Origin of the sequence: Streptomyces sp. NPDC020490 (assembly GCF_044335305.1) — a bacterium.
Lineage (GTDB): Bacteria > Actinomycetota > Actinomycetes > Streptomycetales > Streptomycetaceae > Streptomyces.
In genome coordinates this window covers 37,364-52,325 of the sequence record NZ_JBIRUY010000051.1, presented here as the reverse complement: position 1 = coordinate 52,325, position 14,962 = coordinate 37,364, and the positions used below count along the sequence as shown (strand labels likewise).

At 69.9% G+C, this 14,962-nt stretch carries 15 protein-coding genes and 1 pseudogene; 7 read left to right on the top strand and 9 right to left on the bottom strand.

Features of this window, described 5'->3' with window-relative positions; all coding sequences use genetic code 11:
- From ACH4ZX_RS36730 to ACH4ZX_RS36690, 9 genes and pseudogenes are all read right to left on the bottom strand, one after another.
- Positions 1-1,380 (bottom strand): annotated as a pseudogene (locus ACH4ZX_RS36730) (hypothetical protein); the annotation flags it as partial.
- Complete coding sequence (locus tag ACH4ZX_RS36725; protein WP_398282658.1) at positions 1,380-1,592, bottom strand: hypothetical protein; 213 nt, start codon at positions 1,590-1,592, stop codon at positions 1,380-1,382. The pseudogene ACH4ZX_RS36730 and the gene ACH4ZX_RS36725, both read right to left, overlap by 1 nt.
- Before the next feature lie 828 nt (positions 1,593-2,420).
- Positions 2,421-3,338, bottom strand: a complete 918-nt coding sequence (locus tag ACH4ZX_RS36720; RefSeq protein WP_398282656.1) for a hypothetical protein — start codon at positions 3,336-3,338, stop codon at positions 2,421-2,423.
- Between the two features lie 191 nt (positions 3,339-3,529).
- A complete protein-coding gene (locus tag ACH4ZX_RS36715) occupies positions 3,530-4,033 on the bottom strand; it encodes an N-acetyltransferase (protein WP_398282654.1) in 504 nt (167 codons plus the stop codon).
- A gap of 164 nt (positions 4,034-4,197) precedes the next feature.
- Positions 4,198-5,598, bottom strand: a complete 1,401-nt coding sequence (gene dnaB, locus ACH4ZX_RS36710; protein ID WP_398282652.1) for a replicative DNA helicase — start codon at positions 5,596-5,598, stop codon at positions 4,198-4,200.
- Positions 5,599-5,683: 85 nt separating this feature from the next.
- On the bottom strand, positions 5,684-6,769 hold the full coding sequence (locus ACH4ZX_RS36705) for a hypothetical protein (protein WP_398282649.1): 1,086 nt from the start codon (positions 6,767-6,769) through the stop codon (positions 5,684-5,686).
- 875 nt (positions 6,770-7,644) lie between these two features.
- Positions 7,645-8,202: an AAA family ATPase gene (locus ACH4ZX_RS36700; protein WP_398282647.1), complete on the bottom strand. Its 558-nt coding sequence runs from the start codon at positions 8,200-8,202 to the stop codon at positions 7,645-7,647.
- Entirely contained in the window at positions 8,199-9,476 is a 1,278-nt protein-coding gene (locus ACH4ZX_RS36695; RefSeq protein WP_398282645.1) for a UTRA domain-containing protein, read from the bottom strand. Before ACH4ZX_RS36695 ends, ACH4ZX_RS36700 begins: the two co-directional genes overlap by 4 nt.
- 61 nt (positions 9,477-9,537) lie before the next feature.
- Positions 9,538-10,455, bottom strand: coding sequence for a sigma-70 family RNA polymerase sigma factor (locus ACH4ZX_RS36690; protein WP_398282643.1), 918 nt, complete (start codon positions 10,453-10,455; stop codon positions 9,538-9,540).
- Between the two features lie 473 nt (positions 10,456-10,928).
- On the opposite strand from ACH4ZX_RS36690, the gene ACH4ZX_RS36685 reads away from it, so the two are divergent.
- From ACH4ZX_RS36685 to ACH4ZX_RS36655, 7 genes are all read left to right on the top strand, one after another.
- Positions 10,929-11,348: a hypothetical protein gene (locus tag ACH4ZX_RS36685; RefSeq protein ID WP_398282641.1), complete on the top strand. Its 420-nt coding sequence runs from the start codon at positions 10,929-10,931 to the stop codon at positions 11,346-11,348.
- Positions 11,345-11,476: a hypothetical protein gene (locus tag ACH4ZX_RS36680; protein ID WP_398282639.1), complete on the top strand. Its 132-nt coding sequence runs from the start codon at positions 11,345-11,347 to the stop codon at positions 11,474-11,476. Before ACH4ZX_RS36685 ends, ACH4ZX_RS36680 begins: the two co-directional genes overlap by 4 nt.
- Positions 11,473-11,796: a hypothetical protein gene (locus tag ACH4ZX_RS36675; protein ID WP_398282637.1), complete on the top strand. Its 324-nt coding sequence runs from the start codon at positions 11,473-11,475 to the stop codon at positions 11,794-11,796. The genes ACH4ZX_RS36680 and ACH4ZX_RS36675 overlap by 4 nt, the downstream gene beginning before the upstream one ends.
- Entirely contained in the window at positions 11,793-12,212 is a 420-nt protein-coding gene (locus ACH4ZX_RS36670) for a hypothetical protein (RefSeq protein WP_398282635.1), read from the top strand. Before ACH4ZX_RS36675 ends, ACH4ZX_RS36670 begins: the two co-directional genes overlap by 4 nt.
- Positions 12,213-12,277: 65 nt before the next feature.
- Positions 12,278-14,041: a hypothetical protein gene (locus ACH4ZX_RS36665; protein ID WP_398282633.1), complete on the top strand. Its 1,764-nt coding sequence runs from the start codon at positions 12,278-12,280 to the stop codon at positions 14,039-14,041.
- An 86-nt stretch (positions 14,042-14,127) separates the two neighbouring features.
- Positions 14,128-14,673 (top strand): hypothetical protein, encoded by a 546-nt coding sequence (locus ACH4ZX_RS36660; protein ID WP_398282631.1) that lies wholly within the window; start codon positions 14,128-14,130, stop codon positions 14,671-14,673.
- A 5-nt stretch (positions 14,674-14,678) separates the two neighbouring features.
- Entirely contained in the window at positions 14,679-14,909 is a 231-nt protein-coding gene (locus ACH4ZX_RS36655; protein ID WP_355934530.1) for a hypothetical protein, read from the top strand.
- Positions 14,910-14,962: the final 53 nt, after the last annotated feature.

Sequence of the window (14,962 nt, the reverse complement as noted above, 5' to 3'; positions counted from 1 at the left end):
CCGAAGACAGTCGCCCACGACCAGCCGGAGCACCACGGAGGGCTCCCACACCACCCCATCTGAACTGCACGTTCGAAGATGGCGGAGGCTCACGGTGTCGATGGTCTTGCCGGTGTTGCAGAAGTTCTGGCTGATGGTGGGCAGGATGGCGCCGGGCCCGCCGCGTGGGTCGAAGGCGAAGTCGGAGTTGGCGTCCAGGTGCTTCTTCAGGTCCGCGATGGTCCTGAAGCCGTGCTGGAGGGACTCGGTGTAGAGGTCGCGGGTGCCGTTGGGGGTCACCTTGGTGCTGATCAGGGCGGCGGTGCGCCGGCCGGAGCCGAGTTCCTTGCTGATCGCGGTGAGCTGGTCGGTGTTGGACAGGGCGACCCGGGCCAGTCCGTTGATCGGTCCCTTGCCGTCGACGGCGCCGGTGGCGTCGAAGCCGTCCGCGGTGATCAGGTCCCCGACCATGGGCAGGTCAGCCCTGCTCAGCTCGCGGGCGGCATCGACCGTTTCCTGCTGGGACAGCCCCAGCCCGGCCACCGCTACCAGGTGCTCCGCATCCTTGCGGGCCTTCAGTTTGTCGACGGCCGCCTTCCATGCCAGCTCGGAGCTGCCCATCGACGCCACCAGCAGCCGGATCTTCGGCCTGCTGTCCTTTTTGTTCTCTTCCTCCACCGCCGTGTAGGCGCCCTCGAGTTCGGCCACGTACTGGCCCACGGTCAGCGCGTTGGCGTCCGTGGAGCTCAGCGGTGTGAGAAAAGCGAACGTCACGTAGTCACCGCCGTCGGTGACGTCGCTGTTTTCCGCGGCGATGGCCTCCATGACGGGCTTGAGGTCGTCGCCGAAGACAGCCGAGCCGTCGCTGCCGTCGGTGACGCCCGTGCACTCCCGGTCCTTCCCGGTCACCAGGTCCGGGTTGGACGTGCCGCAGTGCTGGCTCGTGAAGTTGTCCACGTTCCCCTTGTGCACCTGCCAGGCCACGATGGCGGCGGTGGCGACAAGGAGCGCGGTGCCGGCCGCCAGGCCGGCGCGCAGCCGCCTGCGGCCACCGCCCAGCAGGCCCTCCCAGCGCCTGCTGTGTGCGGTGGGCGGCACGGGCTGTTTGCTCAGCGCCTCCCAGCACCTCAGCCACTCCTCCTGGTCCGCCTCGCCCAGCCCGCAGGCCGGCAGGTACTTGACCACGAAGTCCTGGGTGGGCAGCGCGTCCTTGGTCAGCACGGTGTGGACCGTGGTGGTCGACAGGCCCCCTTTGCTGGCCGTCGCGATGGCCTGGTAGCTCTTGCCCCCGCGCAGCTGGTTCAGCGCGTCCCGGAACTGCTTCTGGTTGCGCACCCGCAGCGGCTCGGGCCCCTTGCCCTGCTTGCCCCGCGCGCCAAGCCAGCCTCCCGGCAGTTTCATCACGCACCCCCGGCAGAACCGACGGCCGGGCGCTGTCCGCTCAGCCAGGGGCCGATCTGCGCGGCGGCGGCTCCGGCCGCCGCGACCAGCCCGATGACGTCGCACGCGGGCTGCCCGCTGCACACGAGGATGATCACCACCAGCAGGATGACCGTGAAGACGGTGATCCGCTGGACCGGCGTGAGGCTCGCGCCGCACTGCGCGTGGTCCACGGGCACCGCCTCTCGGCGGCGCCGGGACCGGTTAATGCGTACTGACACAGTTGTTCCCCTCCCTGGGCACGGCGAAGATCGCCAAACGGCACCGCATCCAGTTACCGGCTGTGATGCGGCCATCACCCAGTCTCTGCCTTGGCCGCAGCCGAGGAAAACCCTTCAGCTCAACCGGAATCACTCCGGACAATCACCGCTCGATTTCGGAATCCTTTTCCACTCGAAAAGCGCGGCGTATGGAACCGTCCGGCGGATCATCCGCCCATCACCCGGACGGATCAGCTGGACACCGGCCACAGCCCATACCTTCGCAGCACCACCACAGCCGCCCATATGCCTCTGACCTGCACATTTTCCGTTCCGAACGGTCCGGAACCCATCCCGAACACGGAAGATCTTGCGTTGCGGCACACGCGATGATGAGCTGAACAGGCGGAACCCCGCCCTCAAAAAACGCCGTCCCCCTCTCCCTTCCTGGGCGCGGCAGTACAACAACGGGCGGAACAGGGGGCTCCTGTTACCGGCAGGAGCCCCCACCACGCATCCTTCCGCAACGGAAAGTCAAATATTCCGACCCCAATCGGACTGCATTCCGCGGGTACGGAAAGGAGGAATCGACGACCAGGGCCTCGTGGACAAGCCACAGGACGAGAACACCGCCGGGGCGCCCGACCCAAACGCACCGGCGAACGGTAGTCGCCCCCCACCGTCGAACGGCGATGCCCCCCAGCGGCGCGCCGGATCACTGAGTGGCAAGGCTCACGCGCTTGTGCGGCACGTGCTCACGCGTCCGGATTCCGCAGCGTGCCATGTCAGTGCCCGGGCACATCATGACCGCGAGCGAAGACGCGGTAGCGCGAGCTGGTCGGCGCGGTCCAGGACCTCGGCGACCTCGCGGGCCCGCTCCAGGCCGGGCGTGACGGTCACAGCCAGGGCCTCACGCTTGGCCTCGGCCTGGCGGGCGAGGTCGGCGGCCAGGCGCTCGGCACGGCGGGCCTGCGCGGTCCGCTCAGCAATCAGCGACGTGAGCCGCTGGGTGCCGACGTGACCGTACGGGCGGTCGCGGCACGCCTCGAACTCCGGCTCGGGCTGCTGCTCGGCGCGCGAGGCGAACCCGGCGGCGAGCAGCTTCTCCAGGCGGGCCTTCTGCTCGTCGGTCAGCTCCGGGGTGCCGTCGCCCTGTAGACGCTCCCGCAGGACACCTAGCTGTGCCTGGCGGACCACCGCGCGACCCTCGGCGCTCGGCTCCACCTCGTGCTCCGCAGTGGCCTGTGCGGCCTCCTGAGCGGCTTCCGGGTGGGTGCGGGCGCCCTCGGTGCCGCCGTCACCCGGGTCCTCACGTACGGCCGCGGAACGCTGCTCGGCGGCGTCGGCCGGCTCGGGGGGCCGGGCGCCGCTCCGCCTCGTCGACGACGCGTTCGTGCTCGGGCTGCACCTGGTGCGGAATCGGCACCGCGGGCTGCGCCTCGGGCGCGGCCGCAAACTCACCGGACACCATGCGGTCGTCGTTGTCGCGCTCCAGGGAGTCGGCGTACGCGGCGACCGCGCGGTCCAGCAGCTCCTGGTCGCTCTGCGCTCGCCGAGGCGGCGGCGGGTCTCGTCGCTCTCGACGACATCGGCGGGCAGCCACAGGTGGGTGGCGATCCGGTCGCGGGAGAGCGCCGGGTAGAGGCTGTTCGCGTCCGCGCCGACGCCGTAGACCAGGGTGCAATCACAGGTGAGCCCCTGGGCTGCCGCGATGGTCATCGCATAGCCGTGCTGCAGCGCGCCGTCGGCGATCTGGTCGACGGTGACCTGGAGCTGGCCACGGCAACGTCATCCGGATCAAGCGCAACGACTACCGCACCCGCCGCGGCGGCGATGTCGACGTCCTCAATGGCTGCCGCGGAACTCCCGTTCGATCGACAACCTTCGAGATCGGTACGGGCAACAACCACTCACGTGTCGGGATGCTCGGGCAGGGCGAGCCAGTCCGACCAGGAGATCTCGCGGCCGAGGAAGCGCGGCTGCTCGAACGGCCAGTCGGCGGCGATCCACTGCGGCACCAGCGCGTCGAGGGCCTGCTCGACCTTGCTGCCCACCAGCTCGTCCACCACCCACCAGGAGATCTCGCCGTCCGCGCCTGCCCTCTCCGGTGGGTCGATGTAGACACAGCCGAGCAGAGCTGTCTCCGCCGTGTCGAACAGCGCGTAGTTGAAGGACTGGTGTGCGGCGATCTCCTTCTCGTGCCGCAACAGGTCGGCTTGGTCGGCCTCGTAGGTCATGGTGGCCGCGGGCCAGCCCCAGGCCGGGCCGAAGGTGGTCCACAGCCGCTCGCGAGAACCCATCACAGCCGGATAGTCGAGCGGGGTGTCCGCCTCCCGGATCGGCCGCAGGTGATGGCCACCGCCCGGCAGCGGTACCAGGACGGGGTGGACGAAGTCATCGGGAAGCCAGCTCATGGCGCCCGACCGTAGCAGTGCGCGGCCGTCCGCTCCCCTGGACTTTTCCCGTATACCGCCAGGCCCTGCTCTCATGCCGGGCAGGGCCCGCGATCACCCGATCGAGACTCCCGTTCGATCGACAGCCTTCGAGATCGGTACGGGCAACGGCTTCTGAGAGCAGGTCAGGCCGCCCCTGAGGCCATGTCGACGAACCGGCTGTAGTGCCCCTGGAAGGCCACGGTCACCGTCGCGGTGGGACCGTTGCGGTGCTTGGCGACGATCAGGTCGGCTTCGCCGGAGCGGGGCGACTCCTTCTCGTACGCGTCCTCGCGGTGCAGCAGGATCACCATGTCCGCGTCCTGCTCGATCGAGCCGGACTCGCGCAGCTCGCTGATCTGCGGGCGCTTGTCGGTGCGCTGCTCGGGGCCGCGGTTGAGCTGGGACAGGGCGATGACCGGGATCTCCAACTCCTTGGCCAGCAGCTTGAGGTTGCGGGAGATCTCGGAGACCTCCTGCTGGCGATTCTCGGCACGGCGGCCGGCACCGGACTGCATGAGCTGAAGGTAGTCCACGATCAGCAGGTCCAGGCCGCCCTTGGCCTGCTTGATGCGCCGGGCCCGGGAGCGGATCTCGGTCAGCGACAGGTTCGGGGAGTCGTCCACGATCAGTGGGGCGCCCTCGATGGCGGGCGTCCGCCTGGCCATGCGGGTGAGGTCGTCCTCGGTGACCGAACCGGCACGGATGTGGTGCAGGGCTACCTGGGACTCGGCGCTGTAGAGCCGCTGGGTGATCTCGGAGCGGCCCATCTCCAGGGAGAAGAACGCCGCGGTCAACCCGTGCTTGATGGAGGCGGAGCGGGCGATGTCCAAGGCGAGGGTCGACTTGCCCATGGCCGGACGGGCGCCGATGACGACGAGCTGGCCGGACTGCAGGCCGTTGGTCATCGCGTCCAGGTCGAGGAAGCCGGTGGGGATGCCGGTCATCTTGCCGGTGCCCTTCATCCGGGCGTCGAGCTGGTCCCAGAAGTCGGGTACGTCCTCGCGGACGTAGGCGTAGCCGGCGGACTGCTCACGCGTCGCCAGGGCGTCGAGGACCTCGGCCTCCACCGCACTGCGGACGTCGTCCAGCTCGCCCTCACCGGAGTAGGCGACCTGGGCGATCCGTGTGCTGGCCTGGATGAGGCGGCGGCGGACGGCCAGGGAGTGGACGATCTCGGCGTAGTACGCCGCGTTCGCCGCCGTCGGCACGGTCTGCACCAGCGTGTGCAGGTAGGAGGCGCCGCCGACCTTGGTGATGTCACCGCGTTTGGTCAGCTCGGCGCTCACGGTGATCGGGTCAACCGGCTCACCCTTGCCGTACAGGTACAGGATCGCGGCCTGGATCGTCTCGTGCGCGGGCTTGTAGTAGTCCCGCTGCTGCAGCGGGGTGTCCAGGACGTCGGCAATGGCGTCCTTGCTCAGCATCTGGCCGCCGAGCGCCGACTGTTCGGCGCTGACGTCGTTCGGCGGGGTGCGCTCGAAGCCGTCCCGGCCGGAGCGGTCGAAGCCGTCGTCAGGAGCGGCGTGAGGTGCGACGATGGTCATGCGGATCTCCTTGGTGAGATCTTCTGTGGCGGCCGGTTCTTGACGGGAGCGGCCGCCACAGGCGTGTTCGGGAGTCGGTACGGGGTCACACGGGCTGCCCGGCACGCAGCCGGGCCAGCAGGCCGGCACCGTCGATCGGCGCAGGCCCGGACCCGCTGCGCTGCTGCCGCTCCCGCTCTGCGAGGCGGCACCGCGGGCAGTCGCCCTCGATGAAGGCCGGGTGCTGCACGCACATCGCGGTCGCGGGGCCCTTCGGGGCGGGCCTCGGAGCAGGCAGCGACAGCTGCGGGGCATCGGGGTAGGTCATTGCGTCCTCGAGGACCTTCCAGGTCGGCTTGACCCGGCCCATCCACTCGGCCACCCGGCACAGGTGGTCAAGGTCATGGCCAGCAGCGAGAAGCTCGGCAGCCTCGGCACCGATGGCGGCCGCGCGCTTCGGCAGGAGCTGGCGCCCACCGGCCTTCATGCCGTTGGTCCACGCTTCCACGACGACGGCGGCGGTCGCGGACTCGGCAGCAGCCGGGACGGGGCTGGTGCCTTCCGGCGAAGCCAAGTTCTCTCTCTCGTCCTGGCTCGGAGAGCCCGACGACGACAGGCCGTTCAGACCACCCGCCGGTACAGAGAGAGGAAGTTTCACTTCCTTATTACTTCTACCGCTCGATTTGAACACCCGTGACGCATCGATTTGAACACCCGTAACACCCGCATCAGGGGTCGGGTGCTCAGATCGGACACCCGCTGACCTGCGCTTTTTCGGCGGGTGTTCAGATCGAGCACCCGTTGCCGGTGCTCCCTTCGGCGGGTGTTCAGATCGAGCACCCGCCGCCATGACGGTCTCGCACAGGACGTCGGAGGGGTGCCCGCCGGGGCAACCGCTCTCGTGGCCGCCGGCGAGGTCGTAGACCGGCGGGCGCTTGTCGGCCCGGATGTGGCTGACGAGTTTCGCGTCGCCCGGCAGCAGCACGCCGGCGGCCTTGAGGGCACGCAGGTGCTTGAGAACCGTGGACTCGCCCATCAGGCACTCCTCGGCGAGCGTGGCGGCCTTGGCGAAGCAGCCACGCATGTCACCGCCGACGTGGTTGCCCACGCGGATCAGGACCAGGAGCTCGCCCGAGTTCTTGCATCCCTTGATGCCGACCTTGTCGACCCAAGCCTGTCCCTGGGTGCTCATCGGGCCACCGCCGACGCGGCAGGAGCAGACAGGCCGGAGAGGGAGTGCGTGGGTGCGGGAGGCTTGGTCACTCGGGCGTTGTACGTGCCAGAGCGGACACCATCGTTTGCCCAGCTCATGCCGCGATTCGGCATCGAAGTCGTCGTCACGGCGCCTTCGTACGAGGCCGCGACGGTTGCTGTCGCGGCCTCCGCGGAGGCCAGCCGGAGGGGGCGGTGCATAAGGTGCGATCTCTCCCAATCGGGGTAGAGAGCCGCACGTCGGTGATCACCAGGTAACCGGACGTGCCTACGAGTGGTGCTGCGTAGAACCAGGTCGGCCGGTTACTCTGGTCAGTGGTGACCGGGCCTCGAGGGGTCGGGAGCCCGGCGTTACCGCCGACGCACGACTCAGGCACTATGGCTAGGGGCTGAGTCGGAAGTTCTGTTCGAGGGCCGCTCCTGTTGGCGCAGGGGCGGCCCTCGGCGTTACGGGGCGCGCGCGTGCATGACGACCATGGTGTAATCCCTCCGCCGATTGGGGAAACCGGCGATGAGCTGGTATGGAGTGTCGGCGTATCCGGTGATCGTGCCGGACGCCGGTGTGGTGCTGTACCGGGTGTCCAGGGCGGATACTCCGAGATCCCGGTTGCCGGGAGAGACCTTGCGAAGCCGTCCTGCCACACGGGAGGCACGGGCCGCAGGCGGCGTGTCGACGTGTCCCGCTGGCTCACTGCCAGTGGGCACGCGTAGCCTGCTGACCATCGCAGGCACCTCCCATTCAGGTGCTTGATCGCGGCGCCGACCACCACAACCGGCGAGCGCGACCGGCAGGCCCCCACGGGGGCCTGTTCGCGTTTTGCGGGTCATCATCCTCCCTTCGGCGGTTTCGTGGGGTCAGCTGGCCGATTCCGGCGAGTCGTCGCAGCACAGCGCGCTGAGCGCCGTCGCAGGGCGCCCGTCGTAGAACAGGTGGGGTTCGTCCGGGCCTGGAGGGGCGAAGCGGCTGGCGTGGCGCCGCAGGTCGTCCTCGCTGAAGTACATGGCGTTCGGGTCGTCGTAGGTCGCCTCGTTGCGCTCCTTGATCCGGTCCCACAAGGTCTCGTGGCCGCCGGGAAGGTACAGGAGCACGACCTCGGCGTCGGCCTGCTCGGCGACTTTGCGCCATGCCTCGCGCTCGTCGACCGTCCAGAAGCCGTGGTCCACGACGACGTCATGGCCGGCGGCGAGGGCAGTGTGCAGCTCGGCGGCGATCTGTTCGGGGATCGGGCGCTCCCGGACGCGGTACTCCCCACGCGGGAAGAGCCGCCCGTAGTGGCCGTGCTCCTGCCAGACCCGCTCGTCCGGGCACAGGCGCAGGAAGCCCCGGCGCTCCGACTCGCGGGAGAGCGTCGTTCTGCCCGAGCCGGGCAAGCCTGCCATCAGGACGCACCGTGGGACGCGGGGAGGCTTCACAGAGCCACGTCCGAGGTCTCGACGCGGGTCCGGCCGGGAGCGCCCAGGTCCACGCCGTACTCGAGGGGCCGATCCTCGCGGTCGCGGAACAGAGCCGTCAGCATGAGGATCGCCTCAGCGCTGCCGGGAGCCAGCTCCAGGAGCTCCCTGTCTTCGGGCGTTGCGATTCGAGCGGAGGTCTCGTCGTCGCGCTTCACGGCCCGGCGGCCAGTCGTGCGGGCGATGACGTCGAGAGACGTCCCGCTCTGCAGGCGCTCCCCGCGCAGGAGTTCCGGGGCGGCCCGCGCGAATTCCTGCGGGATCCAGGACGTCGAGTGGGCGACGATGCCGTGCCTTTCTCGGTAGACGCGGGTCCGGCGGATCACCTCGGCGCCGGTCTTGACGCCCAGCGCGGCCGCGACGTCCGGCGGAGCGGCCGTCAGAGCGGCCGTGTGGCTGTCTGATCGCTCGCCCGCTCCCCACGACGACCCGGTGCCCCGCTCCAGCCGCTGGGCGGCAGAGGAGAGAGGCACGGCCCGTCCGATCTCGACGTATGCGGCGGTGGCGTCGTCAGAGCGCTTGAACCGGGGCCACCTTTCCCCCACGGGGTCAGCGAGTTCGGCCTCACGTGTGTGGGCGATCAGGGCTGCTGGGCCCTCGGTGCGCAGGAGCGTGAGAAGTTCGGCCCAGGTGAGGGCACCGAACGAGTCGACGAGGCGGCTGGCACCGTCGGTGAGCAGTGCGGCCCGCTGCACACGGGCAAGATCGACAGAACCGGTGATGGCCTCGTCGGCGGCCGCCGGATCGGTGGATGCCACCCAGTAGCCGCCGGGCTTGTTGCGAAGACGCCGTTGGACGGTGACGAGCTGCGACACGCGGGCGGCATGCTCAGGAGTGCCGGTCGGCCCCTGCAGAGCTGCCCGCATCTCGTCGGCCGCGACTTCCTCCACACGTTTGTCGACGATGGCCCTGATCCCGTCAGTGCCGAGGTCGAGCACCAGGACGTTGTCGGAGAGCACCAGGTAGTCGAGGAGGCCGCCGCGCTCGCGGATCATCACCACGGTCGAGGCGGGGACGGCCTCCTGGTCCAGGGCGCAGGTGTCGCGGTGCAGGTCGTTGACCTCAGTGATTGCGCTACGGAGGGCCTCGCGGAGAGACACTTCGTCGTCGCCGATCAGGTTGATCAGTCTGGTGCCGAGCTGTCGTACGAACCATGGGGTGCCGTGCACGCACCCCATGGGCAGGTCCTTCGGGGCGGACAGGCCGTCCAGTACGACGACCCCGGTGGGGCTCACGTGGACCGTGTCCTCGTTCGCAGCGCCCACACCTTGGGCCGATGCCACGGATACCTGCACGTCACCCCTCCGGGCGGTAGAACGGCGTGATGCGCCGGCTGGAGGTGATCTCCAGGGTGTCGGGGTCGAAGGTGCTGGAGATGAGAGTCGAGAAGCGCTTCGCCTTCAACTCGCGGTGAACGTTGGCCAGCTCGTGGTTGAGCCAGTGAACGACGCCGCCGGAACCGCGGGCGTGGATGCCGGCGATGTAGAGGAACGTGCCCTGGCCGTCGGGGCGCGGGAGCCGGCCGAAATACGCGACGTCGCTGTTGCCGCCATGGTCCATCGGCGACCGGTAGACCTCGCCGGTCTTCCGGTCGGTCAGGAACCAGCCCTCGTCGTCCTTGTCGAACCGCAGGTGAGGGTCACTTTCGAGGATCTGCTCGATCAGGGGCGACAGCCGGGGGCCGCAGATGACCACCAGGTTGTTGCGGTTGAGCCGCACGTTGCCCCCGAGCGGGATCCGTTCGAAGGTGATCTCCAAGCCGACGTCCTCGGCCAACTCCCGCAGACGTTCGTAGGTCTGGAAGTCCTCCGTGGCGATCACAGGGCCCTGGACCCGCTTGTCCCGGCCGTCGTGCAGCTTGCCGTCCTCCAGCTTCTCGGCGAGCGCCACGATGACCTTCCCCGAGCCGAGAAACAGACGCTCCGGGGGAGCACCCTTCGCGAGCTGGCTCACTCGCCCCTTGCTGATGCCGAGTTCCGCAGCGAGCTGCGTGCTGTTCAGTGCCCCGACCCGCAGGGTCTCGTTCATCGCCTCGTTGCGGACAGCCTGGATCTCGGTGCCGTAGTCCTGCACACGAGCGACGAGCCCATGGGCAGCCTTGGCCCTCACCAGAGGGTCTGCCAGCTCTTTGAGCTGGGACAAAGCGACGTCGAACGCTGCATGGAGTTGCTCCTGCAGCTCGGTCAGCGGAGCAACGTCCCGTCCTCTTTCCATCCGGGCCTCCCTTCGTGCCTCATGTTTACCTCACTAAACCGCAAGCGTTCAAGGTGGTTGACTCGCTGCGGAATGGAGTCCTATGGTTTCGGTGCGCGGTCGGTTTAGGGCGCTAAATTGATGTGTCGCGTTGGCTATACCTGTACTTCAAGCGCCTATCGGCGGCTTCAGAACCGGCCCTCCCGCGAGGGACAGGCTGGATGGCCGCTCGCACCTTGAGAACTCAACAGCGTGCCATCAGATGCGATTTGGGCCGGATCCGCCGGGCGTGGCCTCCCTTGGGGGCGTGGCCCGGCGGCATCCAACACCCGAGGTCAGAAAGGGCGGACCCCAGGCGGGGCTTCGCAGGAGCAGGGGTTCGACTCCCCGTTCGCCCACCGCGCCGGCTCTGTACGGCGCGACCCCCGACACGGCGCTGGAACGCCATATGTGCCGGGGGTCCACGGATCTCCAGAGCAAAGGAATCGATCCGCATGACCATCATCGCAGTAACCAACGCCGCTCCGCTGCGCCCCCAGGCTGTGTCCGAGGGAGTCCACGACGTCGTCGCCGAGGCGTGGTCGGTGTTCGAGGAGGTTCAGGACCTCTCGAAGCTCGGCGTCGAGGTCGCCGTGACGGTCCGCCCGGGCGAGATCGTGGCGGACTTGGCCATCCGCAAGGAGGCCGCGCACCTGCTGCCGACCCTGGTGAAGGAATTGGAGCACAGCGGCATCACCCGGACCGAGGCCGGCTTCCGGATCGCCGGGACGATGTGCCAGGGCAACGTGGGCCTGCGCGTCCTCGTCGACAGCTCGCAGATCACCGTCGAGCAGATCGAGGCCCTGGTCGCCGCGGTCGACGTCGACTTCGACGCGTACGCCGACGGCGACGAGCACACGGACCGGGTCGCGTGAGCGCCCAGGAGCAGGCGGCCAAGGACGCCGCCGAGGCCGCTCGGCGTGCCGAGGCCGCCCGCCTCCAGGCGCAGGCCCAACTGCAGCGTCACGGCCGGGCGATGTCCGGGATCGGGGGACGCAAGTGAAGCTGCGATTCCCCTTCCGCGTCGTCCGGACCAGCGTGCTCGACGAGCTGCGCGAGAAGGCCGACGCCGCCGACACCGCGACCGTGCACTGCGCGGCCGCCCTGTTCGCCCTGCAGACCGTGCACAGCGACCGCGACCAGGTGCTGGAGCGCCTGGACGGGATCGTCGACGACCTCCAGGTTCACATCCTGCGCCGCCACCTCGCGGTCGAGCTGCTGCAGGAGATCGACCCGACCGAGCTGCCGCACGAGGTGGCCGAGCACATCCGCACCGCACGCGAGGCCCTGATCCGGGGCGGAGAAGAGGAGGCCACCGCATGAACACGCTGGTCAGCAAGCCCGCGCTGAACATCGAGCGCTTCCGCCAGGACCACGGGGACGTCACGACCTGGTCGTCGGTGGACTGGGAGGTCCACCAGAACCTGGTCGAGATCGCCCTCGCGCACGGCCCGGTCGGCAGCCTGCGCCACAAGGCCCGGCGCCGCACGGTGGCGGTGGCCCTGTTCGCCTACATCGTCGCCCTGTACACGGTCGCCGAGCTGGCGTCCGCGGTTCGCGGACAGCAGCACACGAGGGTGGACGACCACCTGGAGAGGGTGGGGCGGGGGCCGCTCGTCCGGGCGGAGAACCGCCTGCGCTACGGCGGTGACCTGCTGTTCCGGCAGCAGATCGAGAGGTTCGGGCGTCGCGCCGTCGGCGCGGTCGACCGGCTGGCCGCCCGCCTCGCCCGGGGCTGAAGAACGGACCGCACCGCACAACAGGTGGCCGCCGGGAGGCGGCCACCCGCATGAAAGGAGCTCGCGTGGCGGCCCCCCGCACCCGCAGCACCCGGAAGAAGACGGCGGCGCGCAAGCCGTCGGCCCAGACGACGACACCCCCGCCGCAGCGCCGACCGGCCCCCGTGCCGCCGAGCAAGGAGGTGCGGGACGAGGCGGAGGCCCGGCTCGCGGACATGCGGGACCGGGCAGCCGACCTGATGGACCGGGCCGCCGACACCCTCGACCTCGCCCGTCGGCAGGCCGCCGACGAGGCGGCGCGGCTGCGCCACCGGGCCGAGGAGACGGCCCGCACGATCCGGCAGGCGGCGGCCGCCGACGCCAGGCAGGTCCTGGCCGAGGCCACCGAGGAGGCCGGGAAGCGACTGCGCCGGGCCGCCGAGGAGACGGACAGCATGCGCGCCGCCGCCGGCCAGGAGGCCCGCGACCTGCTCGACGCCGCCCGTGCCGACGCGCAGCGGACGGCCGAGGAGATCACGACGGCCGCCGAGGAGCAGGCCCGGACGCTGCTTGCCGAGGCAGAGCAGCAGGCGGTCGAACTCGCCGCCCTTCGCCGGGCCTCCGCCGAGGCCGCCTACCGCACCGCTCTGGCGGACGCGGCGCGGATCCTCGGGGAGGCCCAGGAACAGGCGAACGAGACGGCGGCCGCACACGCGGCGGTCGCCGCCGAGACCGACCTTGCCCGCCGTACGGCGCTGCTGGAGCTGAACGAGGAGCTCGCCGAACGACGCGCGGCCATCCAGGCCGAGCTGGAGGACCACCGCAAGGAGGTCGAGCAGGCCCGGGCAGAGATCGAGAAGGAGTTCCGGGCGCTCGGCGAGCAGCACGAGCGCCGCCGCCAGGAGCAACGCGAGGCGTTGACCGCCGAGTTGGAGGAGACGCGGAGCAAGGCCGAGGCCGAGGCCCGCAAGCGGGCGCAGGCGATCGTGGCCGGCGCCGAGCGGGAGAAGACCGCGGTGATGAAGGACGCGGTCGAGGCCCAGGCCCGGGCCGAGAAGCTGCAGCGCAGTGCCGAGGCGGAACTGGCCAAGGCCCGCGCGGCGGCGGCCCGGAAGAAGTCGTGGGCCAAGCGCAAGCGCAACTTGGCCCGCAAGTTCTGGGACCTGATGGTCTGGCTGGCGCTGTTCGCCGCGATCGGCCTGGCCGCCACCGGCGAGTACCACCTGGCCAAGATGGTCGGCTTTGGGCCGTTCTCCCCACTGCTGCCGGTGTGCATCGACATCTACTGCGTCGTCGCCTTCAAGCGCGAGAAGGACGTGTACCCGGCGCTGCTGCTGATGCTCGGCGCGAACATCACGTACCACCTCGCCATCCCGGAGGCCGACGGCAAGACCTTCCTCATCATCGCCGTCGTGACCATGTTCGTCGCGGTCGTCTGGCGCGTCCACAAGCTCATGGACGACCACGCGGCGGAGGACGACGGGGCCGACCAGGAGGAGCCGGTCACCGGTGAGGAGACCGGTAGCGGCACCGGTAACCCGGCTTCTGCCGGCAGCGGTAACCGAAGCGGTGACGGCGGGGCTACCGGCAGCGGTAACCCGACCGGTAATCCGGCTCCCACCGGGAGCGGTAATCCGCGCTCTACCGGTGGCGGTAACCGGGGCGGTAGGCGCACCGGTAAGAGCAGCAAGCCCGGTGCCCCCGGCCCCGAGGTACGGGCCGCGGTACGGGCCCGCGCCGCCGAGATCCTCACGGCGGGCGAGACCCCGTCGCCTACCGCTCTCGCCGCCGAGTTCGGCGGCCTGGACCCCGAGTGGGTCCGCAACCAGATCCGTGCCGTCCGCTCCTGATGCGGCGCGGCGAGTACGCCGCGGGCCGGGCCCGTCCTGCCCCCCGACAGTCGGCGGGCCCCTTCCCCCGAGAGGAGAACCATCCCGTGTCCGAGATCGAGCACGTCAGCCCCGAGGTCGTCAACCGCGTCCCGGCGGAGTTCCGGCCGCTGCTGAACCTGCAGCACTTGACCTCCTGGACGGTGGACCGCCAGCGCGAGCACAACGCCGACCTCAGCGCGTACGAGGCGGCCCGGGCTGCCTTCCAGACCGCGCTGAGGTCCCAGACCGTCGAGGGCGACAGCAAGTGGTCTGCCCGGTGGCGCGCCCGGAAGGTGGACAAGCACATGAAGGCCCTGGTCAAGGCGGCCAGGGACTCAGCGCAGGCCGCCGAGTCGCTGCGCCTGGCCTACGCCGACCACGTCCGGGAGATCGCGTCATTGCCCATCCAGCGGGCCGAGAAGGCCGCCAGGAAGGCCGCACGGCGCCAGGGCGCCGGCGAGTTCGCGGCCAAGAGCCTGCACAAGACCCGCACCGCGATGGCCCCCAGCAGCGGAGAGAAGGCCACCGACAGTGAAAGCGCAGGTCAGCCGGGTGCGGCAGCGCCATCGCGGATCCGCGGCGTGAACGACCTGTTCGAGAAGGGAGCCTGAACCACATGCCGACGATCAAGGATGCCCGCGAGGCCAAGAAGCACCAGCACTGGCTGGAGCGTCAGCGCCGCCAGGTCGAGCTGCGCGGCGACGCCGGCCTGGTCGACGCGTGGTGGGACCGGGTCCGTTCGATCTGCAAGGCGAGGGCCGCGCAGGGCGATCCGGAACCGTGGCAGGACCTGGCGCGCACCTTGGAGAACTGGGTGCAGCGCCACAGCGGTGGTGACCGCACGTAATCGTCATCACCATCATCACCACGGCGGGCGGGCCGGATCGGAGTCCCCAAGGC

Bases quoted from the DNA above. Each gene is read 5' to 3' on its own strand.
- ACH4ZX_RS36720 (WP_398282656.1), bottom strand. From the start codon at position 3,338: ATGACCATCGCGGCAGCCCAGGGGCTCACCTGTGATTGCACCCTGGTC.
- ACH4ZX_RS36715 (WP_398282654.1), bottom strand. From the start codon at position 4,033: ATGAGCTGGCTTCCCGATGACTTCGTCCACCCCGTCCTGGTACCGCTG.
- dnaB (WP_398282652.1), bottom strand. From the start codon at position 5,598: ATGACCATCGTCGCACCTCACGCCGCTCCTGACGACGGCTTCGACCGC.
- ACH4ZX_RS36705 (WP_398282649.1), bottom strand. From the start codon at position 6,769: ATGAGCACCCAGGGACAGGCTTGGGTCGACAAGGTCGGCATCAAGGGA.
- ACH4ZX_RS36690 (WP_398282643.1), bottom strand. From the start codon at position 10,455: ATGGAAAGAGGACGGGACGTTGCTCCGCTGACCGAGCTGCAGGAGCAA.
- ACH4ZX_RS36685 (WP_398282641.1), top strand. From the start codon at position 10,929: ATGACCATCATCGCAGTAACCAACGCCGCTCCGCTGCGCCCCCAGGCT.
- ACH4ZX_RS36670 (WP_398282635.1), top strand. From the start codon at position 11,793: ATGAACACGCTGGTCAGCAAGCCCGCGCTGAACATCGAGCGCTTCCGC.
- ACH4ZX_RS36655 (WP_355934530.1), top strand. From the start codon at position 14,679: ATGCCGACGATCAAGGATGCCCGCGAGGCCAAGAAGCACCAGCACTGG.